This window comes from Pusillimonas sp. DMV24BSW_D, from assembly GCF_011388195.1.
Taxonomy (GTDB): domain Bacteria; phylum Pseudomonadota; class Gammaproteobacteria; order Burkholderiales; family Burkholderiaceae_B; genus Neopusillimonas; species Neopusillimonas aestuarii.
In genome coordinates this window covers 269531-293280 of the sequence record NZ_CP049990.1, presented here as the reverse complement: position 1 = coordinate 293280, position 23750 = coordinate 269531, and the positions used below count along the sequence as shown (strand labels likewise).

The 23750-nt window shown below is 51.8% G+C and carries 24 protein-coding genes and 1 pseudogene; 22 read left to right on the top strand and 3 right to left on the bottom strand.

The genetic code is table 11. The features are described from left to right. The first annotated feature begins 13 nt into the window (after positions 1–13). The 8 genes from G9Q38_RS01375 to G9Q38_RS01340 all read left to right on the top strand — a co-directional run bounded on the left by G9Q38_RS01375 (position 14) and on the right by G9Q38_RS01340 (position 8147). On the top strand, positions 14–766 hold the full coding sequence (locus G9Q38_RS01375) for a Phenylacetic acid catabolic protein (protein ID WP_119441617.1): 753 nt from the start codon (positions 14–16) through the stop codon (positions 764–766). Between the two features lie 28 nt (positions 767–794). Continuing rightward, complete coding sequence (locus G9Q38_RS01370) at positions 795–1805, top strand: 2Fe-2S iron-sulfur cluster-binding protein (protein WP_158582719.1); 1011 nt, start codon at positions 795–797, stop codon at positions 1803–1805. A gap of 15 nt (positions 1806–1820) precedes the next feature. Continuing rightward, positions 1821–3431, top strand: a complete 1611-nt coding sequence (locus tag G9Q38_RS01365; RefSeq protein ID WP_119441615.1) for a benzoate-CoA ligase family protein — start codon at positions 1821–1823, stop codon at positions 3429–3431. 83 nt (positions 3432–3514) lie between these two features. Then, a complete protein-coding gene (locus G9Q38_RS01360; protein WP_119441614.1) occupies positions 3515–4723 on the top strand; it encodes an ABC transporter substrate-binding protein in 1209 nt (402 codons plus the stop codon). Between the two features lie 68 nt (positions 4724–4791). Then, the gene (locus G9Q38_RS01355; protein ID WP_119441613.1) at positions 4792–5670 is read left to right on the top strand and encodes a branched-chain amino acid ABC transporter permease; all 879 of its coding nucleotides are present in this window, start codon (positions 4792–4794) and stop codon (positions 5668–5670) included. Between the two features lie 14 nt (positions 5671–5684). Beyond that, positions 5685–6683 (top strand): branched-chain amino acid ABC transporter permease, encoded by a 999-nt coding sequence (locus G9Q38_RS01350; protein ID WP_166127072.1) that lies wholly within the window; start codon positions 5685–5687, stop codon positions 6681–6683. 10 nt (positions 6684–6693) lie between these two features. Further along, entirely contained in the window at positions 6694–7440 is a 747-nt protein-coding gene (locus G9Q38_RS01345) for an ABC transporter ATP-binding protein (RefSeq protein WP_119441611.1), read from the top strand. Next, positions 7437–8147, top strand: coding sequence for an ABC transporter ATP-binding protein (locus tag G9Q38_RS01340; protein WP_119441610.1), 711 nt, complete (start codon positions 7437–7439; stop codon positions 8145–8147). The genes G9Q38_RS01345 and G9Q38_RS01340 overlap by 4 nt, the downstream gene beginning before the upstream one ends. A 565-nt stretch (positions 8148–8712) precedes the next feature. On the opposite strand, the gene G9Q38_RS01335 is transcribed toward G9Q38_RS01340, so the two are convergent. Beyond that, positions 8713–9363, bottom strand: coding sequence for a hypothetical protein (locus G9Q38_RS01335; RefSeq protein ID WP_166127069.1), 651 nt, complete (start codon positions 9361–9363; stop codon positions 8713–8715). 58 nt (positions 9364–9421) lie between these two features. Beyond that, positions 9422–9717: pseudogene (locus G9Q38_RS01330) on the bottom strand (IS3 family transposase); the annotation flags it as partial. 446 nt (positions 9718–10163) lie between these two features. Here G9Q38_RS01330 and G9Q38_RS01325 point away from each other — a divergent pair. Further along, positions 10164–10997, top strand: a complete 834-nt coding sequence (locus tag G9Q38_RS01325) for an alpha/beta fold hydrolase (RefSeq protein ID WP_166127067.1) — start codon at positions 10164–10166, stop codon at positions 10995–10997. A gap of 10 nt (positions 10998–11007) precedes the next feature. Here the strand turns inward: G9Q38_RS01325 and G9Q38_RS01320 are convergent, their stop codons facing one another. Beyond that, positions 11008–11613 carry a TetR/AcrR family transcriptional regulator gene (locus G9Q38_RS01320; RefSeq protein ID WP_166127064.1) on the bottom strand — a complete coding sequence of 202 codons (606 nt, stop codon included), beginning with the start codon at positions 11611–11613 and terminating at the stop codon, positions 11008–11010. A 271-nt stretch (positions 11614–11884) separates the two neighbouring features. Here G9Q38_RS01320 and G9Q38_RS01315 point away from each other — a divergent pair, with 271 nt between their 5' ends. From G9Q38_RS01315 to dmpG, 13 genes are read left to right on the top strand one after another with little or no spacing between them, the layout of a single operon-like run. Then, positions 11885–12709, top strand: coding sequence for an alpha/beta fold hydrolase (locus G9Q38_RS01315; RefSeq protein ID WP_166127061.1), 825 nt, complete (start codon positions 11885–11887; stop codon positions 12707–12709). A gap of 9 nt (positions 12710–12718) precedes the next feature. Then, positions 12719–13003: an extradiol ring-cleavage dioxygenase gene (locus tag G9Q38_RS01310; RefSeq protein WP_166127059.1), complete on the top strand. Its 285-nt coding sequence runs from the start codon at positions 12719–12721 to the stop codon at positions 13001–13003. Then, a complete protein-coding gene (locus G9Q38_RS01305) occupies positions 12996–13838 on the top strand; it encodes a DODA-type extradiol aromatic ring-opening family dioxygenase (protein WP_166127056.1) in 843 nt (280 codons plus the stop codon). The genes G9Q38_RS01310 and G9Q38_RS01305 overlap by 8 nt, the downstream gene beginning before the upstream one ends. A gap of 2 nt (positions 13839–13840) precedes the next feature. Then, positions 13841–14194: a non-heme iron oxygenase ferredoxin subunit gene (locus tag G9Q38_RS01300; protein ID WP_166127053.1), complete on the top strand. Its 354-nt coding sequence runs from the start codon at positions 13841–13843 to the stop codon at positions 14192–14194. Next, positions 14191–15570, top strand: coding sequence for an aromatic ring-hydroxylating oxygenase subunit alpha (locus G9Q38_RS01295; protein ID WP_166127050.1), 1380 nt, complete (start codon positions 14191–14193; stop codon positions 15568–15570). Before G9Q38_RS01300 ends, G9Q38_RS01295 begins: the two co-directional genes overlap by 4 nt. Beyond that, positions 15570–16106: a 3-phenylpropionate/cinnamic acid dioxygenase subunit beta gene (locus G9Q38_RS01290; protein WP_205962323.1), complete on the top strand. Its 537-nt coding sequence runs from the start codon at positions 15570–15572 to the stop codon at positions 16104–16106. The genes G9Q38_RS01295 and G9Q38_RS01290 overlap by 1 nt, the downstream gene beginning before the upstream one ends. Before the next feature lie 8 nt (positions 16107–16114). After that, positions 16115–16918, top strand: a complete 804-nt coding sequence (gene hcaB, locus G9Q38_RS01285) for a 3-(cis-5,6-dihydroxycyclohexa-1,3-dien-1-yl)propanoate dehydrogenase (RefSeq protein ID WP_166127047.1) — start codon at positions 16115–16117, stop codon at positions 16916–16918. 21 nt (positions 16919–16939) lie between these two features. Next, the gene (locus tag G9Q38_RS01280) at positions 16940–17911 is read left to right on the top strand and encodes an NAD(P)H-dependent flavin oxidoreductase (protein ID WP_166127044.1); all 972 of its coding nucleotides are present in this window, start codon (positions 16940–16942) and stop codon (positions 17909–17911) included. Continuing rightward, entirely contained in the window at positions 17908–18708 is an 801-nt protein-coding gene (locus G9Q38_RS01275; RefSeq protein WP_166127042.1) for a 2-keto-4-pentenoate hydratase, read from the top strand. Before G9Q38_RS01280 ends, G9Q38_RS01275 begins: the two co-directional genes overlap by 4 nt. Before the next feature lie 44 nt (positions 18709–18752). Then, a complete protein-coding gene (locus G9Q38_RS01270; RefSeq protein ID WP_166127039.1) occupies positions 18753–19889 on the top strand; it encodes an ABC transporter substrate-binding protein in 1137 nt (378 codons plus the stop codon). Positions 19890–19901: 12 nt separating this feature from the next. Then, positions 19902–21701, top strand: coding sequence for a feruloyl-CoA synthase (locus tag G9Q38_RS01265; RefSeq protein WP_166127036.1), 1800 nt, complete (start codon positions 19902–19904; stop codon positions 21699–21701). Positions 21702–21749: 48 nt separating this feature from the next. After that, positions 21750–22700, top strand: coding sequence for an acetaldehyde dehydrogenase (acetylating) (locus tag G9Q38_RS01260; protein WP_166127033.1), 951 nt, complete (start codon positions 21750–21752; stop codon positions 22698–22700). A gap of 2 nt (positions 22701–22702) precedes the next feature. Beyond that, complete coding sequence (dmpG, locus tag G9Q38_RS01255) at positions 22703–23725, top strand: 4-hydroxy-2-oxovalerate aldolase (protein WP_166127031.1); 1023 nt, start codon at positions 22703–22705, stop codon at positions 23723–23725. Positions 23726–23750: the final 25 nt, after the last annotated feature.

Sequence of the window (23750 nt, the reverse complement as noted above, 5' to 3'; positions counted from 1 at the left end):
TAGCGAGGACACTATGCAAAACGTAGCTGAAAAACTCGAGGCAGGTTCGGTTTCACTGCAGGATTTCCGCCAGCAAGACCCCGAGTTCCAAGAGCTGATGCTCAATATCATCAGTATTCATGTGGCCAGTGAGATGTACGGCGCCGACTGCTTCGAACCCAGCATCCTGAAGGCCCCTACGGCCGAGTTCAAGATGCGTATGGCCAAAACGGTGATGGAAGAGTATGGCCATCACTTGCGCTTTCGCCAGCTGATGGAAGAGCTCGACCTTGATTGGGAAGAGTACGCACGCCGCAAAGGCCACCTCACCACCTTCGATACACCGGTTGACACCTGGGCGGATCAGGTCGTGTTCTTGGCCTTGGTCGACCGCGCAGCGGCACACCAGTTCCGACATTTCGTCAACTCGCCTTATCAGCCGTTCCAAAAAGCATGTCAGGAAACGCTCAAGGAAGAGTATGGCCACGTTGGCCTTGGCATGGACGGCGTAAAACACCTTCTACAAACAGAAGAAGGACGCGCCCAGGTGGAAGCGGCGGTCAAAATATGGTTGCCTGTGGGGCTGCAATCTTTTGGTGGTGACGGCTCAAAGCGCAACGAGGCTTATCGACGCTGGTGCATTAAACAAGACACCAACGAAAACATGAGGCTTGCGTACTTCCAGCAAGTTCGCAACATCATCACCCAAGATTGGGGCATAGATATCCCCGAAGACATGAATGAAGTGTGGCGTTCTGATGGCGACGATACCGAGCGCGCATACTGATTCTCGCTTCGATGTAAGGAGGGCTGCGATGAGCCGCTATCAAATCAAAGTCTCTGAGACCGACATCTCGACAATTGCAGCGGAAGGGGTGTCGGTGCTGGATGCTTGTCTTGAGGGCGGGGTGGCTCTTGAATACAACTGCCGTTCTGGCGAGTGTGGCGAATGTATCGCCACGCTGGTCAGCGGCACGGTCAAAGAGCTTCCGGGCGCCGACCCCGCTATTTTTAACGACGGGCATCGCGCCGAAGGAAAGATCTTGGCCTGCATGTGTTATCCGCAGTCCGATCTGGTGTTGTCGACGCGTCTTTCGGCCAGGCCGCAGGCGGCGATAGGGCACCATCACGTGCATGTTACGCAAGTCATCCCGCATGGGCCCTCCATATACGAGGTAAGGATGCTGTCCGACCAGCCCATTGACTATGAAGCTGGACAGTATTTTGAATGGGTAGTGCCCGGTGTATCAAGCAATCGCTCTTACTCGGTCGCCAACCGTCCGGGCAGCTGCGAGCTGATCTTCCATGTAAAGGCGTATGAACACGGCGAAGTCAGCCAGTATCTGAAGCAAGGTCGGCTTCGGGAAGGCGACATGTTCGAGCTTGTCGGCCCTTATGGAACCTTTGGCTTGGGTTCGCAGGCCGAAGCACCCGCCGTGATGGTGGCCGGTGGAACCGGCCTAGCGCCTTTATGCGCACTTCTGGAAGAAGAGTTTGCCAGCGGACGCAAGCGGCAGATTCGGCTGTTCTTTGGGGCACGTGCATCGTGCGAACTTTACTGGCTGGATCGCTTGCAGCAATGGGCGCAAAAGCATCCACAGTTTCAATATTTTCCGGTAATCGCCGACCCGGATAGCAGCCCCGACTGGCAAGGCGAGCTTGGACTTGTCACAGATTTGATGCAGCGCAAATTGACGGATGCCATGGGCTACGAGGCCTATCTGTGCGGCCCGCCGGCAATGATAGACGCTGTTGAAGACTTACTGATTTGTAAAGGCATCGACGAAAGCGATCTGCACGCGGACCGATTTCTTGCGATGGTTTAACCATGGAGACACCTTATGAGTTCCGAATTACCGCCGCTGCGCGGAAATATAGTCGACTACCTGTTCGAGCCATCGCTGGGTTCAGATCTGGCTTCGCGCGCCTGCCTGACCACGCCTGAAGGCGACACGTCATTTCAAGAGTTGCATGAGCGGTGCTGCCAGGTCGGAAACCTGTTGGGCAGCCTTGGCATAAAGCCTGGTGAGCGGGTGATGTTCAGCGTGCTCGATGGCGTGGACTTCATGTCTTTGTTCCTGGGCGTTATGAAGGTCGGCGCGGTCAGCTTGCCAATTAACACCTTTCTTACCGCCAAAGACTATGGCTACTACTTGCGCGATAGCCAAGCACGTATGCTTGTCATTGACGAGAGCTTGGTCCCATTGATTCAGCAGGTCAGCCATACCCAGGAGCTTCCAGAGCACGTGTTTGTCACTGGCAAAGAAACCGGTGGCTTTCGTTCGCTTGAAGACGCGCTACGCGACCTGCCAATTCATGTGCCCACCTGTGAGTGCGAGCCAGACGACGTGGCATTCTGGCTTTACAGTTCGGGCAGTACAGGAGACCCGAAAGGTGTGTTGCACACGCATGCGCATATTCATGCGTCGTGTGAACTATTTGGCAAGAACACACTGGGCATAAAGGAGGACGATGTCATTGTGTGTCCGCCCAAGATGTTCTTTGCGTATGGGCTTGGCTTCAAAGTGTATATGCCGTTGCGGGCGTGCGCGCGCGTGGTGGCCGATGCCCAGCCGGGACGCCCACAGCGGGTCTGGGAAATCATTGAGCAACATCGACCCACGTTGTTGGTGGCTGTACCTACGATTTTCTCAGGCCTTTTTGAAACCTTGAAGCACGTCGACAAGGAAACCATACAGCATGTTTTTGAACCGCTACGCTTTTGCGTAAGCGGTGGCGAGGTTCTGGCTCCGTCGCTGGTACGCGCCTGGAAAGAACTTACTGGCACCGACATTCTAGACGGGGTCGGCACCACTGAAATGACTCATATGTTTGTCATTAACCGCCCGGGGAAGGTGGTGCCCGGCAGTTCGGGCAAGGTCGTGGATGGATACCAGGTAAGGCTGGTGGATGAGAACTGGAAAGACGTTCCCTGCGGCGAAATCGGCAATATGTACGCCATCGGCCCTTCGGCGGCTCAACAATACTGGAACAAGGCCGAGAAAACCGCCGCAACGATGCGGGATGGTGGTGTCCTGACCGGAGACAAGTTCTATCAAGACCAGGATGGAAACTATTTTTACGTCGGACGCAACGATGACATGTTGCGCGCTGGTGGAATTTGGGTGTCGCCGGCTGAAATTGAAAGCACCATGCTCGAGCACCCCGACATTGCCGAGTGTGCCGTAGTTGGAGTCGAAGACGAGCATCGGCTTGTCAAGCCAAGAGCGTATGTGGTGCTACGCGACAACGTCGTTCCCACATCTGAGCTGGAGCAGTCCATTAAAGAGGCTGTGCGCTCAAAACTGGCTCATTACAAATGCCCACGGTGGATTGAGTTCGTCGATAGCTTGCCCAAAACGGCGACAGGAAAAATACAGCGCTTCAAACTGCGCGAGCTGGCACACAGCACCAAACATGGCGCCGCGGCTGACGCTCGGCAAAGTGCATAAATAAGTTCGGCGTTTCAAGCAAGCGGCCAATCAGGCGCGCTTACGAAAGTGCATTACACAAGAATCAACCAAAGGAGAGCAACATGAAAAGAGAAAGGAAGGAAGACGCCCGCCGTACCGGGCGTTTGAAACGCGGTCTAGGTCTGGTCTATGCGGCTGCTTTGCTTGCCGCAGCCCCCGTGATGGCGGCAAGCGACGCCGATCGCCCGGTTAAGGTTGGCTTCATGCTGCCCTATTCGGGAACCTATGCGGCGTTGGGAGACGGCATTACCAACGCGTTCAAGATGGCTATTGACCAGCAAGGAGGCAAGCTGGGCGGCCGCGACATTGAGTACTACTCGGTCGATGATGCTTCTGACCCATCGAAAGCAGTAGAAAATGCCAATCGCCTGGTAAAGCGTGATGATGTAGACGTAATCATCGGCACGGTGCACAGCGGCGTATCGATGGCCTTGTCGAAAGTGGCGCGCGACAGCAACACCTTGCTTATAGTACCCAACGCCGGCGCGGACGAAGTTACCGGCGTGATGTGTGCGCCGAATATATTCCGCACCTCATTTTCGAACTGGCAGCCCTCGTATGCCATGGGGGGCGTGGTAGCCGACCAGGGTCATAAAAAGGTGGTGACGCTAACCTGGAAATACGCCGGCGGCGAGCAAATGGTGGCGGGCTTCAAAGAGTCTTTCGAAGCCAAGGACGGTGAAATCGTCAAAGAGCTTTATATCCCGTTTCCGAGCGTTGAGTTCCAGCCCTTCCTGACCGAAATTGCAAGCATCAAGCCCGATGCCGTGTATGTGTTCTTTGCTGGTGGCGGAGCGGTGAAGTTCGTGCAAGATTACGCAGCGGCCGGCTTGAACCGCAACGTTCCGCTATATGCCACAGGCTTCCTTACCGAAGGCACGCTTGAAGCCCAAGGGGCGGCCGCCGAAGGCATACACACCACCCTGCACTACGCCGATGGGCTTGATACGCCGCGCGATAACGCTTTCCGTGAGGCGTACAAAAAGACTTATAAGCTTGAGCCGGATGTCTATACCGTACAGGGTTACGATGCGGCGCAGCTTCTAATTGCCGGACTCAACGGCGTGAAAGGTGACATCAGCGACCAGAAAGGCGTTATAGCGGCGATGGAAAGCGCCAAAATAGATAGCCCGCGTGGCTCATTCACAATGTCCAAGGCGCATAACCCGGTGCAAGATATCTATCTGCGTAAGGTGCAAGACAAGCAGAACGTGGTCGTGGGCATTGCAAGCAAGGCGCTTGAAGACCCAGCACGTGGATGCAAGCTGTAAATCCGTACCCATCCGGTGCGCGCGTCTGTTGCGCGTACCGGATGTTCCGTTGAATAAAAGGAATCCTCGTGGACCCGGCCATCTTCCTGATCCAGTGCCTTAACGCCGTGCAATACGGTTTGTTGCTTTTTCTGGTCGCCAGCGGCCTGACCCTCATTTTCGGCATCATGGGCATTATCAACCTTGCTCATGGCGCCTTCTACATGATCGGGGCCTACATGGCCTTTGCCTTGCAGCCCGTCGTAGCACAGTACTTGGGCGGCGGCTTCGTCGTGACCGTACTGGTGTGCGTGCTGCTGGCCACCCTATTGGGCTATTTTCTTGAATGGGCCTTTTACAGCTACCTGTACAACCGCGAGCACTTGCAGCAAGTGCTCATGACCTACGGGCTCATCCTGGTCTTTGAGGAACTTCGCAGCATCATTGTGGGCAACGACGTGCATGGCGTGCCGGTGCCTTCCTGGCTGGCCGGTTCCGTCCAGTTGGGCGACGTCATGACCTATCCGGTGTACCGCTTGTTCATCTCGGCAATGTGTATTGTTGTGGGCTTGCTGATGTTCTGGGTCCTTACCCGAACCCGCCTGGGCATGATGATTCGCGCCGGCGCCAGCAACCGCGAAATGATCAACTCCTTGGGCATTGACATCAATCGGCTGTTTCGCATCGTGTTCGCCATCGGCGTAGCGTTGGCAGCATTTGCCGGAGCCATCGCCGCCCCCGTGTCGTCGGTATATCCCGGCATGGGCAATGCGGTAATTATTATCTGCTTCGTGGTGGTGGTCATCGGGGGCATCGGCTCAATCAAGGGCGCCTTCCTGGCCGCCATGTTGGTGGGCTTTGTCGATACGTTCGGGCAAGTGTTCTTCCCAGCCGCCGCCGGCGTCATGGTGTACCTGTTAATGGCCGCCATCCTACTGTTCAAGCCCGAAGGGCTCTTCAAACACTAATCAAGGCTCCACGCATGCGTTTCGTTCTTCGTGCCATTTTGTTGCTGGTGCTGCTGGCGGTGGTGCTGGCCTTGCCCTCATTCGCCTCCACCTACTATCTGAGCCTGGTCATCAAGATCATGATCTACGCTCTGTTCGCGCTAAGCCTGCAGTTGCTGGTGGGATGCACAGGCTTGGTCAGTCTGGGCCATTCCGCCTTCTTCGGCATTGCCGCGTACTTCGTCACCCTGCTGTCGCCCGAGTCGGGCGCGGGCAATATGCTGTGGCTGCTGCCCGGCGCTGTGGTCGCCACCATGGTGTATGCGGCCGTGACCGGCGCGCTGGCACTGCGCACCAAGGGGGTGTATTTCATTATGGTCACGCTGGCGTTCGCGCAGATGGCCTACTACGTATTCCACGATACCGCGCTGGGCGGCGGCACTGACGGCATCTATTTGTATTTCCGTCCTGAAATCCGCCTGGGCGACTGGGTCGTGCTGAATATCGACGACCAGTTCGTGTTCTATGTGTTCACGCTGGCCTGCATGCTGCTTACCTGGCTGTTCCTGTCGCTGCTGATGCGCTCGCGCTTTGGCGCCGCGCTTACCGGCATCCGCGTGAACGAACAGCGCATGCGTGCGGCCGGGTTTTCCACCTTCAAGTACAAGCTTACGGCCTATGTCATCGGCTGCGGCCTGGCCAGCGTGGCGGGGTTTTTGTACGCGGCCAAAGACGGCTACGTCAACCCCGAGCTGCTGGCCTGGGAGCAATCGGGTCTGGTGCTGCTAATGGTTATTCTGGGTGGCATGGGCCGCCTGTGGGGCGCCATTCTCGGCGCCATCGCGCTGACGCTGTTGCAAGAGGTCTTTCAATCGCACGCGCTATTTGGCGATTTTGCCAGCCGCTGGCATCTAACCTTCGGCCTGGCCATTATCGCCCTGGTCGCTGTGCTGCCCCAAGGCTTGGCAGGGCTTCCAGAACAGCTGCGCAACCGTCGTCGCGCCAAGTCCATCGTGCCGGCTTCGGCCCAGTAAAGGCAGTACCATGACGCAAACATTACTCTCGGCCAAGAACATCACACGCCGTTTCGGCGGCCTGACCGCCATCGACAACGTCTCGCTTGAACTCAAGCGCGGCGCCGTGCACGCCGTGATCGGCACCAACGGCGCCGGCAAATCCACTCTTGTCAGCGTGCTGGCGGGCGAATTGGCGCCCAACGAAGGCACCATTTTCATGAACCAGGAAAACATCACCACCTGGCCGCAGCCCCGTCGCGCGCGCGCAGGCATGGGGCGCAGCTATCAGCGCACCACGATTTTTCCTTCGCTGACCGTGCACGAAAACTGCCGCCTGACCGCCCAGGCCAACCATCAGCACTTCTGGAGCTGGCTGCCTTCCAGCCGTTGCAAGCAAAGCAACGAGGCCGCCGATCGCGCGCTGGAACTGGCCGGCCTGTCGGGCTTCAGCAACCAGGTCGCGGGGCTGCTCTCGCATGGGGGCAAGCGCCAACTGGAAATTGCCATGAGCCTGTCCACGCACCCCGCGGTGCTGTTGCTGGACGAGCCTTTGGCCGGCATGGGTTCAGAAGAAACCGACCGCATGCTGAACCTGCTCGACTCGCTCAAGGCCCAGCACGCCATCCTTCTGGTAGAGCACGACATGGATGCCGTGTTCCGCATCTCGGACGAGATCACCGTGATGGTTAACGGCGCCGTCATCGCGCATGGCGATCCGGCCGGCATCAAGGCCGATCCACTGGTGCAAACCGCCTATCTCGGAGACGACGAATGAGCGCGCTGATCGAAGCCTCTGGGCTGCATACTTACTACGGCGCCAGCCACATCCTGCATGGTATAGACATGCGCATCGAGGCCGGCGAGTCCATCGGGCTGCTGGGCCGCAACGGCATGGGCAAAACCACGCTGATCCGCACGGTCATGGGCCACCTTCCACCCGCACAGGGCAAAATTGTGATTCGGGGCCGGGACAACACCCGCACCCAGCCCCACCAGGTGGCTCGCCTTGGGGTGGCATATGTGCCCGAAGGGCGCGGCATCTTCCCCAACCTTGATGTGCGCGAAAACCTGCTCGTGGCGGCCCGCCCCGGCTACAAAGGACGCAAAGACTGGTCTTACGAGCGCGTGCTGGAAACCTTCCCCCGGCTCACCGAAAGACTGGGCCACGGGGGGCAGCAGCTTTCGGGCGGCGAACAACAGATGCTGGCTATTGGTCGCGCCTTAATGACCAACCCCGACGTGCTCATTCTGGACGAGGCAACCGAAGGGCTGGCGCCGCTCATTATTGCCGAGATCTGGCGCATTATCGAATCCATTCGTGAAACCGGGGTGGCAACCCTAATCGTCGACCGCAACTACCGCAAGGTATTGGCGCACACCGATCGCTGCATCGTGCTGGAAAAAGGCAAGGTGGTCGAGCAGCGTGATAGCGCCACGCTGTCTAGCCAGGCCGAGTTGCTGACGCGGTACCTGGGGGTGTAGTCACTGTGCTCCTAAAGTCGAGCTGTATGCCGCTTCCAGCTGCTCGCTGTCAGCCCATGGCTGTAAGGACCCACTGAAATCCTGCTCAGTGGGGATGCGGGGGATGTAAGAGGCCCATTACTGCGACCTCATCGAGCTCCAATGGCGTTCAATGTCTGCTTCACGATCAGGTCCCCTTGAGCGGTCGACGGACTTTCGTTCAATTTCACATTAAGGTGTCACCAAATTGGTACAGGGCGACAGACTGTGCGTCAATTTTCCGAAGTGTCAGTTGGTAGAGCAAAAATCGACAGACTTTATTTCCACGCTTCAGGGGCGTCGATGTCGCGGTGTTTAATTCCGCGGGCGATCGCACGACCCCTTCGGGGCTTCCCGCCGGCCGGGCGTTTCACGGGGCGGTCGCGGAACTCGCGGGCGTTGCCCGCTCAAACAGCCGCTCCCTTTTTCCCCGTGCAACGCCCGGCCGGCGGCGTGCTCAAAGCCCACGGAATTAAACACCGCGACATCGACTTGGGGTGGCGGGGGAGATGAGTAACCGATATGTTTGACTTGGGTTCGGTCTACTTTAGAATGAAGAAGGCGCCTTGATGTGAGACATGTAGGTTTTAGCATCAGCAGAAGTGCCCAATGCCTGCGCAATAGCGACAGCCTCCACGAGTAGGCCATCAGTGGCGTGAAGCATCATCTTTTTCTCGATCTTTCCTAGTCGCGAAATCAGCTTTATTTCAGTCTTGCGTTGTTGCGCGCTGAGGTGAACGCCGCCCTTAATATTTGCCAGATACTTTATAACATCCCGACGATTGAAAGAGCGGCCTTCGACTACCCCCGCGTTTGATGACAAATACTCTGAAACAGTGAATCTCCGCTCGAATGGGTATCCATCCTGTCGAATTGGGGTTGGAGGGTTCTGGCTTATAGGATCCCCTTTATTAAGGAGCATGCACGCCATATGCATTCCGCGAAAGTGTGCTCCACCAGCCAAGGCGTAGATCACCTTGTGCGAATTGCCACCCAACATCTGGTCAAGATCAATGGCAATCAACGATGGTTGTTTCGCTTGACCGATAGTTCGCCACGCTATCCCATAAGCATCCTCTACTAGAAGCCGGCGCAATACGGCAGTGCCTCGTCGTATCTCAGCGGCGGTGATCTCAGATCCCCATTGTGATAGGTACTCAAGATCTTCTGCTACAGCAACGAGTGAGTCGTGATTCATGAATGAACAAAGTGATAAATAATATGGGCTGACCAAGGATTTAAAACTCTTTCCGGTCTCACGCCACGGCCTGTTCAAAGGTATTGAGACTGACACCACCGAGGTGGTTGTGACGGCGGTTGCGATTGTAATGGACTTCAATGTAATCGAATACGTCGGCACACGCCATGTCACGGGTCTTGCAGACCCGCTTACGGATTCCTTCTTTTTTCAGAATACTAAAAAGAACCTACCACAGCGTTATACCAACAATTGCCGCGCCGACTCAGGCTGGGCTTTAAATGATGGGCTTGACAGAGCTTTTGCCAGTCATCGCTGCGATATTGTGAACTCTGAGTCTGAGTGTGTGACTACTAGACTTTTAGGCTCGTTTGTGGATGATTACCAATTGGCGGGTTGGGCGATAGGCTGCTTCGTTTTTAGGGGAGGCCAGATAAAGTGTTAGGTCATGTGGATCAGGAGCGGATTGCGCTCAAGCCAGCGGCTGAACTACCGAAACAGACCATTGATTTGGTTCGCTTCAGATATGAGGGAGATACCTGTTTGATCAGGCAGGTTGTTCGATTTAGCCTTGAGCGTTGCGACCGATGTTTCGACCGTATTGTGCTTTTGATGAAAGTTTAACGCCAGTGCGCTGATAACGTGGAAAGCGCATGCTGTATCAATTGACAGTCGAGTCTTTTTTCACATAGCATACATAACTGTATGTTTAATTGCGGATTTAATCAGTCACGCGTTGAATGCGCACCTAACACGTTATTAATTATTTCACGTCGAATTTTTTACGAAAGGAAATGCGGATGCCGGTTCTCGAAAAAGGCAAATTAAAGCTTGACTATATCGATGAAGGCGAGGGTCCAGTGATTGTCTTGCTACATAGTTCGGCAAGTGGGAATCGTCAGTGGCGTGGTTTTATTAAAAGCATGCGAAGCAATTATCGACTGTTAGCAGTTAATTTATTTGGGTACGGCGACACAACTGTATGGAGCAGCGTCGGTACACAGACGTTTTATGCCCAAGTGGAACTTATTAAAGTATTAGTGCAAAATTTGCAGGAGCCTTTCTCGCTTGTAGGCCATTCGTTTGGGGGAGCAGTCGCCATGCGCGCCGCTTTGTCATTTGGGCGGCAAGTTGAAAAATTGGTGCTTTTTGAGCCAATTCCATTCCATCTGTTACGGCAAAACGGGCCTTCAGACATCTATCTTGAGGCGATTACACTTTTGCATCATGTTAAGTGTTACGGTTCTTTGGGAGACTGGTCAAGAGTCGCTGAAACTTTTGCCGATTATTGGTCAGGTGTGGGGACATGGGAGCGCATGCCAGAAGACCGAAAGGCTATATTCACAAAAAATATTGTTCCTGCATTCTATGAAGTAGACAGCTTGATTTCTGAAGACACCACGATTCAACAGTTTGGAAAAATCTCTGCACAAACGCTTGCACTTTACGCCACAACGACTCAGCGGCCTATTCATGCCTTAATGGCGTTGTTCAAGCAAGAGTGTGATAGTTGGACGGTGCAGGAGCTTAATGGGGTCGGACATATGGCTCCGTTAACCCACCCAGACCTTTTTGCTTCCATGGTTCATGATTTTTTATCTACAGAGGAACGTCGCGGGGTCTGCTTAGGTTAAATCGCTAGATTCAACGTTTCAATAATAGCTGGTGTACGTATGAACGTCGTTGTTGTTTCTGTTGGTCAGTGCCTTGTTCACGCATAAGAGACTCGCCAATTATGTAGCTATATAGCAAATACGCTCGCATGTTTGCTTCTTGTAAAGAAAAGCCAATCCCCACGAAACACTGAGCGGTATAAGCTAATCGTTTCGCATCTACTTCTGCTACAAATTGCTTTGCCATTTCATTTCGCCTAGCCCAGGCACGGATTGCTAATTCGATGGAGGCAGATCGGAGTGCTGCGTATCCGCGAAATGGAAGCGTGAGAAGATCATCAAGTAACGCGTCAGCATTGGCGCCGCTATGCTCAAATCGATCAATTAGCTGTTCTGTGGCTTCATCCCGCCACTTTGTGAGCAACTGTTTAAGTAAGTCTTCTCTGTCTTTGAAGTGCCAATAAAAACTACCTCGGGTGACGTTTAGCCCCTTCGCTAGAACGTCGACCCTTACGGCGTCGATACTTTTGTCGATTAATACCTCTGTGGCAGCGTTGATCCAATCTTGAGGGGTTAGTTGCGAGCGGTTTGAGCCGGTCGTATCAACGCTTTTTTTTTGTGACGATTGCTTAGGCATATAGATAGTAAGGCAGTCCTTGTGCATTCATGGGTGTATTGTTTTCTGGTATTTCAAAGCTTCAATACAATTTAGTTTATAACACCCTATGGACAAGTCCCACCCGTTTACAGGTTGAGATGTTGATTAAACGCAATAAAAATAAACAAACTTACGTTAAATATAGGGATTTCCCTAGAGCTTAAGGTTTTTAGATAAAACGGTTGATTTTTTTTCTTGGTTTTGTGTACTATCAATACACATACGTATGTGTATTGTTTGGGAGTAATTAATGTCTGCGTCAGTAGGTTTAGGCAAGATGCTTGTGGCGGCTGGTCACAAAACCAATGTTTTGGAGTCCGGGAACGCTTCAAAAGTCGTCTTTCTGTTGCATGGTTCAGGTCCGGGTGTGTCTGCCTGGACAAATTGGTCAACGGTCATCCCCGAGCTGGATCAGCACTTTCATATCGTAGCGCCTGATATTGCGGGGTTTGGTTATACCGAATTCAAAGAAGGAAGTAAGTACGACATAAAGCTTTGGGTCAATCATCTGGTTGGCATTATGGACGAAATGTCAATTCAAAAGGCGTCGTTCGTTGGTAACTCGTTTGGTGGTGCATTGGCGATTGGGCTTGCGCTTTTTGCCCCCGAGCGAGTAGAGAAATTGATTCTGTTGGGTACCCCTGCAGGGGAGTTCGAACAAACTGCGGGCTTGCGGTCGGTTTGGGAGTACGAGCCTTCTCTTGAGTCGATGAGAGCCATCATGGAATTGTTCCCCTTTGATTCGACTTTTATTACTGACGAAATGGTTCGGGTGCGTTACGAGGCAAGTGTTCGCCCTGGCGCTCAAACGGCTCTGCGGCAATTGATACCAAAACCAAAGGAAGGAGGCACGATTGTCAAAGGGTTTCCCGAAGCTTCGCTCAGAAACATCGTTGCGCCCACGTTGGTTCTGCATGGGCGTGAAGACTCCGTCGTACCGCCTGAGTGTGGCTTCTTGCTAGCCCGTTGCATTCCGCGCTCAGAACTTCATTTGTTTGGCCAGTGTGGTCATTGGGTTCAAATTGAGCATAAACGCCGGTTTGTGCAGTTAGTGCGCGACTTCTGTAATGAATAAGGGGGCGTCATGAGCAGAAATGCAATGGAACGGTTATTACATCGGCTTTGCGTCGATAGGCGGGAAAAGCAGCGATTCAAGGACGATTTTCAGGGTTTGATAAAACGCTTTCAACTGTCCGAAGAAGAAATAGAAATGCTTCGGGAGATGGATGTGAAGGCAATGCAGTTGCATGGCGTTAATCCGATGTTAACCCTGGGGTTTTGGTTCGAAAACGCCAACGATCCGACGCCTAAAGCTTATGTCGATGCGTTGGTAAACGGTGTTGCTGCACAAGGAGAAAGCCGTGAGTGAAGTAGTCGGGGCGTTTTTAGTACCTCATGACCCAATTATGTTTCATGCCCCTGAAGGCGCAGGGAAAGAAATCAGTGCTCGTATATGGGGTGCATTTGACGAGTGCGCAGACAGGATGTCAAGGCTTCGTCCGACCGCCGTAATCATTGTAGGCGCAGATCATTACCTAAACTTTGGTACCGATTGTTTGCCTCAATACTTGATAGCAACTGGAGACATCGATGGTCCGCTCGACGTGCTTCCGGGTCTGAAGCGTGAGGTGATGCAGGGCCATCAAGCGCTCGCAACACATATTGCTAATCACGGCCATGAAAATGGCTTTGATTGGGCCGTGGCGCGCGCTTTTACCGTCGATCATGCCGTCGCGATTCCGGATCGTTTGATTGTTGCCAAGGTACGAAAACTGAATCCGGACCTCGGGACTATACCGGTTTACATCGCTTCTGGGGTAGATCCTTACATCAGTATGAAGCGGTGTATTGCCCTTGGCGAGGAAATTCGCAAGGCCGTGGAGTGCGCGCCTGGCTCAGAGAGAGTGGTTGTGGTGGGAAGTGGGGGCTTAAGCCATTGGATTGGGCTGCCTCAAATGGGAAAGGTCAATGAATTATTTGACAGGCAAATAATGGAGTACGCGTGTAGTGGAAACCTGAATGCCATGGCGGCATTAACGGACGACTATATATTGACTAACGGAGGGAATGGCGGGATGGAGGTGCGTCAATGGGCCGTGGCGATGGGGGCAATGGCCGGTGCACGGGGCGAGGTAATTGAGTACGCGCCTGTTCCGGAATGGGTTACAGGGTTGGGGTTTGTTGAATTGTTTAGTCGAGGGTAGATATGTCGACATTAGTAAGAATTGAAAAAAAATCGCTGGATCCGGATGGCCCAAGTCTATTCGAGCACGGACAGGAGCGGATTGCGATTTATGAACTAAGGGGGGTGTATTACGCCACGCAGGACGGTTGTACACATGCCAAAGCGTCTCTGTCTGAAGGGGAAATTCTGGAGGGCGATTTGATTGAGTGCCCAGTTCATGGTGGAACGTTCCATATACCAACAGGCCGCGCTGTTGACTTTCCCTGCGAGCGACCAATCCGTACGTATCGGGTTGCTGACGACGGAGAATTCTTGGTAGTGGATTTGGCGCAAGAAGCCGCATGCGGCGCGGGTCTAGTGGAAAGAAACGTATGAAGACAATTCAGCCTGTAGCTAAAGCGCTTACGTTGGGCTCTACCAATACAAATGGCAAGGGGGCTACTGAGGTAGGTTTGGATGAACTTTTGAACCTGGACCAAGGGCGGATGTCGCGTCGAGTGTTCCATGACAGCGACATTTATCAGCTAGAGCTTGAGCGCATTTTTGCGCGTTGCTGGCTCTTTGTGGCCCATGAATCTCAGCTGAAGAAGCCTGGAGATTATGTATCTGCTTATATGGGTCAAGACAACGTTCTGGTCGTTCGACAAAGAGATGGTTCTATCAAGGTGTTTTTAAATACCTGCCCGCATCGCGGAAACAAAGTTTGTTTTTCCGATGTGGGAAATACCAGACAGTTTATTTGTAATTACCACGGTTGGTCTTTTGGCATTGACGGGCGCTTAAAAGGGATGCATGCGTCGGAAGCGTTCGATGCTTCAAATTTTGACCTGTCAGGGTTTGGCTTGCATGAAGTTCCAAAAGTTGACTCGTATCGTGGCTTGATCTTCGCAACGATGGATTCAGAAGCGCCGAGTTTGGCCGAATACTTGGGTGACATGCGGTATTACCTGGATGCGGTGTTTGCGATGGATGGTGAAGGGACAGAGTTTGTGGGGGGGTGTGTCAAGTCAGTTATTCGTTGTAATTGGAAATACGCTGCTGAAAACTTTGTGGGCGATGCTTTGCATGCTGGCTGGACCCACGACTCTGGCGCTAAAGCGATGGTGGGTGCTTCGGTGGGTGAGTTGCATAAAGACATTGAAAGTTCTTATCAGGTGAACTTCAACGGTCATGGTTGGGAATTTAATCAAGATATCGTGGGTAACTGCGCAAGCTTAGGTGACAAGGAGCTGGTTAAGTATCTCTATGCACTTCAGCCTAAGGTTGCAGAAAGGCTCGGTGACCTGCGTTCACGCATGATTGGGTCTATTTCTTCCTGCACTCTCTTTCCTAATACGTCATTCTTAGCCGGCCAGAATACTTTTCGAACGTGGCATCCTCGCGGCCCAAATGAAATCGAAGTGCATGTGTGGACATTTGTTAACAAGAGCGCTCCAGAGGACATTAAAGAACGGTGGCGTAAAGGTAGCATGCTGACGTTCAGTCCCTCCGGTGTTTTTGAGATGGATGACGGGGAGAACTGGGAGTACTCCACACGCACCAATGAGGGGTATATCACCAGGCAGCACGATCTTTACATTGGACTTGGCATGAATACCCAAATCTTGAATAGCGAAATGCCTGGCAATGTGTTTCAGGGGCAGGTTAACGAGGCAAATCAACGCGCTTTCTATCAACGTTGGCTCGACTTAATGCAGTCCGCCAGTTGGGCGGATGTACCAAGGCGGGATGTGCCTAAGGAGCGGGTCTGATGAGTGTGGATGTGGCGTGCTTCGCTAAAGGTGTTGCGATGGAAATGCATTTTGAGATCAGTAAGTTCTTATACAAAGAGGCGCGCTTACTTGATACCGAAAAGTGGGATGAGTGGCTTCAGCTTATGGCGCCAGACGTGCATTACTGGATGCCAATGCCTGAGAACAGGCGGAGAACAGATAGTATGGGTGCCTATGAAAGGGGGCAGGGCGCACTGTTTGATGACAACTTTTTTGATCTTCAAAGACGGGTTGCTCGTTTTAAACAGCCATCTGCCTGGGCCGAAGATCCTCCAACGCGGCATGTTCACTTGATATCCGGTATTGAGGCCTATGGGGGTGATACGGCGGAGGAGTATTTGGTGCATAGCACTTTCGTGAACTATCGCAGCCGGCTAGATCGAGATAACGATGTTCTTGTCGGGCGGCGACAAGATGTTTTAAGAAAAAACGCTAATAGCTTCTTAATTGCAAAAAGAAAAATTCTAACGACGCAAGCGGTCCTATTATCGAAAAACTTTAATACTTTTCTCTGAGGTCGTTTATGGGTTGGTTGGATGGCGATGTTGCTTTAATAACTGGCGCTGGCACGGGTATTGGTCGAGCGATTCTCGACCGATATTTTGAAGAAGGTTGTGCCGGTGTGGGGGTTCTGTTACGCGACCGTTCTCAAGGCGATGGATTATTGCGTGATTATGGCAATCGGGTGTGCATTACGTATGGCGATGTGCGTTCATATGAAAGCAATGAGAATGCAGTTAACCGGACATTAGAGCAGTTTGGAAAGATTGATACGGTTGTAGGGAATGCGGGTGTCTGGGACTCTTTTGGCAGATTAGAAAGGATGTCACCGCAACAAATTAATGATGGATTTTCCGAAATTTTCGACGTTAACGTGAAGGCTTATATCTTGTTGGCGAAAGCTGCGGTAAGTGCGTTGCGTCAGACTCAAGGTAGTTTCATTTTTACGCTTTCTAATTCTTCCTTTTATGCCGGTGGGGGCGGGGTATTGTATGTGGCATCCAAGCATGCATGCGTCGGGATGATAAAACAATTGGCTTATGAACTCGCCCCAGAAATTCGCGTCAATGGCGTAGCCCCGGGTGGAACAGTCACTGCGTTGAGAGGGCCGGAGTCTTTAGGGAGGGGAGACCAAAGATTAAATGAAATTCCCGGAATTAAAGAAAAGATTGCCGATTCTATGCCCTTGAGGTTCATTGCTGCTCCTGAAGATCACGCTGGTCATTATGTGTTGCTAGCCTCAAAACGTAACAGTAGTGCGACAACCGCAGCCATTATTCAAAGTGATTGCGGTTGGGAAATCAGGCCAGTGGGCGCAGGGCGATAGGCGTCGGAGAGGGGTTCATATATGGAAATAAATCATAACTTCAGAGCGGTGATTGAAAACGGTCGTTTGCCAGTGATGATCGCTCCAATGTTCTTAGTGTCGGGGCCAGACATGGTGGTTGCGGCAGGGAAGGCGGGGGTTCTAGGCGCATTCCCCGCCCCAAATGCCAGAAATATCGATGTGCTGGATGATTGGATGTCGAAGACTGAGCAAGCAGCTCAGGGCAAGCATTGGGCGCTGAATATGATTGTTCATCGAAGTTACGAGCGCTTTTTCAAGGAGCTTGAGTTGGTGGAGCGCTATCGGCCTTCAATCGTGTCGACGGCGCTCGGCAGTCCTCGTCGCGTGCTTGATGCCGTTCATGGCTATGGCGGTATTGTCATGGCGGATGTGACTACGCCTACCTTTGCAAGAAAAGCGATCGATGCAGGGGCTGATGTCCTTGTTTTAGTGACAAATGGTGCTGGTGGGCATACCGGCTTTTATCATCCGTTTGCGCTTGTCGACGAAATACGTAAATTTTGGTCTGGCCCGCTGGGCTTGGCGGGGGCGGTTAGTCGGGGAAAAGATATTCGTGCCGCTCAGATGCTGGGTGCTGATTTTGTTGTTATGGGCACGCGCTTCCTTGCAACTAAAGAGAGTCTGTCCAGTGTGGCCTACAGAGAAATGCTTGTCGACAGTTCGCTCGAAGACCTGGTTGCGAGTAAAGCCGTTTCTGGCGTGATGGCAAATTGGTTGAAGCGCTCTTTAGAGGCGCAGGGCGGATTCCTGGACGAGCCGCAAGCGCAAGCTGCGGAGATAAATTTTGCCGGGGATATCAGTGTTGCACCTAAGGCATGGAAAGATGTTTGGTCAGCCGGACACGGTGTGGGTGCTATCACGAAAGTTCAATCTGTGGCTGAGGTAGTTGATCAGTTGTATGACGAGTATCAGTTGTGTTTGCGTGATGAAAGTATCGCGTTGGCATCATTATTGGGAGAGCGACGCGCATGAGTAAAGCTGTTGTTTTGGATAGCCATGTTAAGGCTGCTGCACATGCGATAAAGAATGCACGGGATGCAAGAGTGCCTATACCGCAAGTCTCTGTGGACTATGGAATTCAAGACGTAGACTCGGCCTATGCGGTTGCTAATTTCAATGTGCAAGCAGCATCGAGTGCAGGTCGAAAGCTGTCGGGTAGGAAAATTGGCTTGACCTCGTTGGCGGTTCAGAAACAGATGGGGGTCTACGAGCCAGACTATGGCGTGCTGTTTTCCGATATGGAGTATCTGTCGGGTTGCGAGTTGCCGTTGTTTCGTTTGATTCAGCCAAAAGCAGAGGGTGAAATTGCTTTCGTTATAGGTCGAGATCTCGATACGGATGGTTTGAGTTGGGCGCAGTTCTTACGGGGTATTGAGTATGTTCTTCCCGCCATTGAAATAGTGGATAGCGCGATAGAGAACTGGGATCTGACTTTGCCGGACACGATTGCGGATAACGCCTCTTCGGGTTTGTATGTTTTGGGGTTGGAGCCCCGTCATCTAGGTGATGTAGACCTCGAACGATGTGTGATGAATTTTGCACGTAATGGAAAAACGGCATCGTCAGGCAGTGGTGCTGAATGTTTGGGGCATCCCTTGTTAGCCGCGCATTGGTTATCACGAAAAATGTATCAACTAGATAGCCCTCTGAAAGCAGGTGATGTGGTGCTTTCAGGAGCGTTAGGTCCGATGGTTTCAATAGGGAAAGGAGATTGCCTGGAGGTGAGTATATCTGGGTTCGGTAGTGTGAAATGTAGTGTTGGTGATTGATTTATTTGGATTTACTAATTAATAGAAAACATAAGGAGACAATAATGCTTAAGTATTTAAAGCTCGTAACGGCAGGGCTCTGCGTTTTTATAGGTTCAACCGTTCAGGCTCAGAAGCCAGTTACGATTGGTGTGACGATTAGTTCAACTGGCCCTGCTGCGTCCCTTGGTATCGCGCAACGCAATACCGTTGAGCTTTTCCCGGAAACCTTAGGAGGACGGCCGGTAAACTACGTTGTTCTGGACGATGCCACGGATCCGAGTCAGGCCACGCGTAATGCTCGTCGTTTGGTTGAGGTCGAGAACGTTGATGCGATTATTGGGTCTAGCACAACCCCAAATAATCTGGCTGTAGCCGAGGTTAGCAACGAAGCAAAAGTCCCGCATTTGGGTCTTGCTCCCTACACGGCAAAAGATCAAACATGGACTTTTTCTCTGCCCCAAACTTACGCGTTGATGTACGATGCCGTTTTCAAAAAGCTGCAGCAAGATGGTGTTAAAACAATCGCTTTTTTTGGTTTTAGCGATGCGTTAGGCGATGCCAGCTGGCGCGAGGTTGAGCAATTGGCCGAGCAGTATGAAATCGATGTCGTGGCCCATGAGCGATATCGTCGTACCGATCAGTCGGTGACTGCACAAGCATTAAAGGTCATTCAGTCGAAAGCGGATGCCGTGGTGTTTGCAGCGAGTGGGTCTGCAGCGGCGTTGCCAATGAGAGCCCTGCGAGAGAGAGGTTATAAAGGTCCGTTCTTTCAGAACCATGGCGTTGCAAATAATGACTTCTTGCGTGTAGCAGACAAGATGGGGGAGGGCATGATTGCGCCAACGGGTTTGGTGTTGGTTGCTGAGCAATTACCCGATAACCATCCATCAAAGTCGGTTGGCGTTAAGTATCTTTCTATGTATGAAGACAAGTATGGTGCGGGCTCGCGTAATCCTTTTGGCGCATACGCTTACGATGCTTATCTTCTGCTAGACAGAGCAATTGCTTCCGTTGATGGCTCGGTAGAGGCGGGTACCCCAGAATTTCGCACTGCTTTACTGAAAGAGCTTGAGAAAACGGATCAGCTTGCATTAACTCATGGGACAAGCTCTTTGAGCGCCGATAACCATTTGGGTCTGAGAGAAGATGCAGTCGTGCTGATTACGATTAAAGACGGCCAATGGCGTCTGACAAAGTAAGGCAGATGAGTCATGAGCTTTTTAAATAATCCTCATATGCTGGCTACGCCTAACGTCGTTCGTCATGAGCTGGGTGAGGGGGCTTTCGTCTTGTCTAATCCTGAGCCGCTCGGAGAAATAGCGCGATGCGTCGGCGAGTGGCTGGAGCATTGGGCGTTGAAAAGTCCAAATGCCCTTTTCCTGGCCGAGCGCGACTCGAATGAGCAATGGGTAAAACTGACCTATTTTGAAGTTCGCCAACATGTGGGTCGCTTGGCGCAAGGGTTGTTGAATATGCGACTTCCCAGGAACGCTCCCGTCGTTGCACTTTCAGATCCTGGAATAGATCAAGCGTTGCTCATGCTCGCTTGCTTGTATATTGGCCGTCCTTTTTCTACCGTCTCTAGCGCGTACTCTCGGGTTTCTAAAGACTACCTGAAGCTTAAAGCGGCCTTCGAGGGTTTACGCCCGGGGTTGGTTTATGCTTCAGATGGTGAGTTGTATCAGCCTGCGATCGGGGCGACTGTAAAAGATTGCCCTGTGCTGCTTTCTGAGAAAGAAGAAGCGATTGCTGGCAGCATTTCCTTTTCTGATCTGCTTCACACGGAGGAGACGGTTGAGGTCATGCATGCGTTTAATGCTGTTACGCCCGAGACGCATGCCAAATATATGTTGACATCAGGGTCAACAGGCAAACCTAAAATTGTTATTAATACACACCGAATGTTGTGTGCTAACCAGAAGCAAATACAAATTGCCTGGCCTTTCTTGAAACACGAAAAGCCAATTTTGGTCTCATGGTTACCTTGGAGCCATACGTTCGGTACAAACTATAACTTTAATATGGTTTTGTGCAACGGCGGTTCTTTTTACTTTGACGAAGGGAAGCCGCTTCCAGGGCTCATCGAGAAGTCTGTGCGGAATTATCGAGAGATACAGCCGAATTTATTCCTTAATATACCCAGGGGGTTCGATGTGTTCTTGTCGATGATGGAGTCTGATCCAGGAATAGCGAGAGATTGTTTCGCCCGGCTTAGGGCAGTGTTTTATGCTGGCGCGGCTCTAACGCAATCAACATGGGAGCAATTTAATGCTGCTGTTGAGAAGGTAGTCGGTGATCCGGTAATGTTTTCTTCGTCTCTTGGGTCAACGGAAACATCTCCAGTGGGTACCTATGTACATTGGCTTTCAACGGATCCTCGTTGTGTTGGTTTGCCAGTTGCAGATATGCAGATCAAGTTTTTGCCCAATGGTGATAAGTTAGAAGTCCGTATGAAGGGGCCGCAAGTCTTTCCCGGTTACTTGAATGATCCTGAGAAAACCGACGAAGCGTTTGATGAGGATGGTTTCTACAAGATTGGAGATGCGGCCTTTTTGATAGATTCAGATCGCCCAGAGAAGGGAATCGCATTTAATGGTCGTGTTGCCGAGGATTTCAAGTTGAATACGGGTACTTGGGTATCAGTAGGTTCACTACGTGTTAAGGCGGTTAGTGCTTTAGCGCCTTACGCACAAGATGTTGTGGTTACTGGTCATGATAGAGATTGCGTGGGTTTGTTGATTTTTGCAACGCCAAAGGCAAATGAGTTGGGTGAGGAGAATTTGCGAGAGCATATTAAGAATGCGCTTCGAAGGTTGCATCAAGAAACCGTGGGTGGGCTGTCGTTGGCTCCGAAACGGGCCATCGTGCTTAGAGAGCCACCTTGTGTTGAGAGTGGTGAGATCACTGACAAAGGGTATATCAATCAACGCCTTGTGTTAATGCGGCGTGCCGACATGGTCGAGCGCTTATATTCAGCTGAAGAAAGCGATTTCGATGTCGTTGTGATGTAGTTTGATAAAAGTCGTTGGATGTCTTGGTTGAAGTAAAAAGGGGATGACTTGAGCGATAAATTGAAAGTAGCCATTATTGGCTCAGGAAATATAGGTACGGATTTAATGCTGAAGATCTTGCGAGATAGCCGGCATTTACAGGTGGCTGTCATGGTAGGTATTGATCCCCGCTCCGACGGGTTAGCTCGGGCGTCAGGGTTAGGCGTGACGACAACGCATGAGGGTGTGGAGGGATTGGTTAACCTGCCTGAGTTTCGGGATATTGAGCTGGTGTTCGATGCAACGAGCGCGAAGGCTCATGCTAAGAACTTTGATTTCCTGTCCCAACGAAAGCCCAATATTCGTTTTGTAGACCTTACGCCTGCTGCGATTGGCCCTTATTGTGTTCCTGTAGTGAATGGTAGCCAATATCTGAATAGGTTCAACGTTAATATGGTTACCTGCGGAGGCCAGGCGACGATTCCAATCGTGGCAGCGATACAGCGTGTTGCGAACGTCAGTTATGCGGAAATTGTCGCGAGTATCTCGAGTCGATCTGCAGGGCCCGGTACCCGCGCAAATATTGATGAATTTACCAAAACAACCGCGAAAGCGATTGAGATCGTTGGTGGAGCAAAGCTTGGTAAAGCCATCATCATTCTGAATCCAGCAGAACCACCTTTAATCATGCGAGACACGATTTACTGCTTATCGGATGTTGCCGACCAAGAGCGAATTGTGGACTCTATCGATAAGATGGTTAAAGACGTTCAGTCGTATGTTCCTGGGTATCGTTTAAAGCAGAAGGTGCAGTTTGATCTTGTGTCAGAAGCCAGGCCGTTAATGATTCCTGGATTGGGGAAAATTAATTCTGGGTTGAAAACTTCAGTTTTCCTTGAGGTCGAAGGTGCTGCCCATTATTTGCCATCTTACGCGGGAAACCTAGACATTATGACTTCGGCTGCGAAAGCGACTGCAGAGTTGATGGCGTCACGGATACTGGCTGTTGAGGAGCAATAGTTTTGAACTCGGATAAGAAAATCTACATTTCGGATGTCACCTTAAGGGATGGCTCGCACGCGATTCGTCATCAATATACAGTTGCACAGGTGGCAAAGATAGCAAAGGCTTTGGACCTCGCTGGCGTTGATTCAATTGAAGTGGCTCATGGAGATGGGCTGCAAGGCAGCAGCTTCAATTATGGCTTTGGAGCGCATAGTGATCTTGAGTGGATTGAGGCGGTAGCCGCAGTCGTATCGAATGCCAAGATTGCCACACTTTTGTTGCCGGGAATTGGTACTGTGGAGGATCTTCAAGCTGCGTATAGCGCTGGCGCCCGCGTTGTCAGAGTTGCGACTCACTGCACCGAAGCGGATGTCTCTCGACAGCATATCGAATACGCGCGAGCATTAGGTATGGAAGCAGTGGGTTTTTTAATGATGAGCCACATGCAAACCCCCACCGGGCTGGCGCAACAGGCAAAGCTAATGGAGTCATATGGGGCAACCTGTTGTTACGTTGTTGACTCGGGAGGGGCGCTTAGTATGAAGGATGTGCGCGATCGTTTTCGTGCGTTGAAGGATACTTTAGATCCACGAACGTACACAGGTATTCATGCACATCACAATCTGAGTTTAGGTGTTGCCAATAGTATCGTAGCAATTGAAGAGGGGTGTGACCGGGTGGATGCCAGCTTGGCAGGAATGGGGGCAGGTGCTGGTAATGCGCCACTTGAGGTCTTTGTCGCTGCGGCAAGTCGATTGGGATGGCAGCATGGCTGTAATTTGTACGAACTAATGGATGCTGCCGACGATATTGTTCGGCCGTTGCAGGATCGTCCTGTGCGAGTTGATCGAGAAACGCTTGCTTTAGGCTATGCCGGAGTTTATTCGAGCTTTTTAAGACATGCAGAAATAGCAGCCGAAAAATATGGTTTAAAAACGGTTGATATTCTGGTTGAGCTTGGACGTCGCAGAATGGTGGGCGGGCAGGAAGATATGATCGTCGATGTAGCGCTTGACCTGTTAGACGAGAAATCAAACTAGGTCGTCAATAGTGATCGCGCAGAAG

What these genes read in the sequence shown, in the direction of transcription:
- G9Q38_RS01310 (WP_166127059.1), top strand. Translation starts at nt 12,719, where the DNA reads ATGAGCAGAAATGCAATGGAACGGTTATTACATCGGCTTTGCGTCGAT.
- G9Q38_RS01315 (WP_166127061.1), top strand. Translation starts at nt 11,885, where the DNA reads ATGTCTGCGTCAGTAGGTTTAGGCAAGATGCTTGTGGCGGCTGGTCAC.
- G9Q38_RS01350 (WP_166127072.1), top strand. Translation starts at nt 5,685, where the DNA reads ATGCGTTTCGTTCTTCGTGCCATTTTGTTGCTGGTGCTGCTGGCGGTG.
- G9Q38_RS01320 (WP_166127064.1), bottom strand. Translation starts at nt 11,613, where the DNA reads ATGCCTAAGCAATCGTCACAAAAAAAAAGCGTTGATACGACCGGCTCA.
- G9Q38_RS01290 (WP_205962323.1), top strand. Translation starts at nt 15,570, where the DNA reads ATGAGTGTGGATGTGGCGTGCTTCGCTAAAGGTGTTGCGATGGAAATG.
- G9Q38_RS01335 (WP_166127069.1), bottom strand. Translation starts at nt 9,363, where the DNA reads ATGAATCACGACTCACTCGTTGCTGTAGCAGAAGATCTTGAGTACCTA.
- G9Q38_RS01375 (WP_119441617.1), top strand. Translation starts at nt 14, where the DNA reads ATGCAAAACGTAGCTGAAAAACTCGAGGCAGGTTCGGTTTCACTGCAG.
- G9Q38_RS01270 (WP_166127039.1), top strand. Translation starts at nt 18,753, where the DNA reads ATGCTTAAGTATTTAAAGCTCGTAACGGCAGGGCTCTGCGTTTTTATA.
- G9Q38_RS01280 (WP_166127044.1), top strand. Translation starts at nt 16,940, where the DNA reads ATGGAAATAAATCATAACTTCAGAGCGGTGATTGAAAACGGTCGTTTG.
- G9Q38_RS01370 (WP_158582719.1), top strand. Translation starts at nt 795, where the DNA reads ATGAGCCGCTATCAAATCAAAGTCTCTGAGACCGACATCTCGACAATT.
- G9Q38_RS01300 (WP_166127053.1), top strand. Translation starts at nt 13,841, where the DNA reads ATGTCGACATTAGTAAGAATTGAAAAAAAATCGCTGGATCCGGATGGC.
- G9Q38_RS01360 (WP_119441614.1), top strand. Translation starts at nt 3,515, where the DNA reads ATGAAAAGAGAAAGGAAGGAAGACGCCCGCCGTACCGGGCGTTTGAAA.
- G9Q38_RS01365 (WP_119441615.1), top strand. Translation starts at nt 1,821, where the DNA reads ATGAGTTCCGAATTACCGCCGCTGCGCGGAAATATAGTCGACTACCTG.
- G9Q38_RS01325 (WP_166127067.1), top strand. Translation starts at nt 10,164, where the DNA reads ATGCCGGTTCTCGAAAAAGGCAAATTAAAGCTTGACTATATCGATGAA.
- G9Q38_RS01275 (WP_166127042.1), top strand. Translation starts at nt 17,908, where the DNA reads ATGAGTAAAGCTGTTGTTTTGGATAGCCATGTTAAGGCTGCTGCACAT.
- G9Q38_RS01295 (WP_166127050.1), top strand. Translation starts at nt 14,191, where the DNA reads ATGAAGACAATTCAGCCTGTAGCTAAAGCGCTTACGTTGGGCTCTACC.
- G9Q38_RS01340 (WP_119441610.1), top strand. Translation starts at nt 7,437, where the DNA reads ATGAGCGCGCTGATCGAAGCCTCTGGGCTGCATACTTACTACGGCGCC.
- G9Q38_RS01345 (WP_119441611.1), top strand. Translation starts at nt 6,694, where the DNA reads ATGACGCAAACATTACTCTCGGCCAAGAACATCACACGCCGTTTCGGC.
- G9Q38_RS01265 (WP_166127036.1), top strand. Translation starts at nt 19,902, where the DNA reads ATGAGCTTTTTAAATAATCCTCATATGCTGGCTACGCCTAACGTCGTT.
- hcaB (WP_166127047.1), top strand. Translation starts at nt 16,115, where the DNA reads ATGGGTTGGTTGGATGGCGATGTTGCTTTAATAACTGGCGCTGGCACG.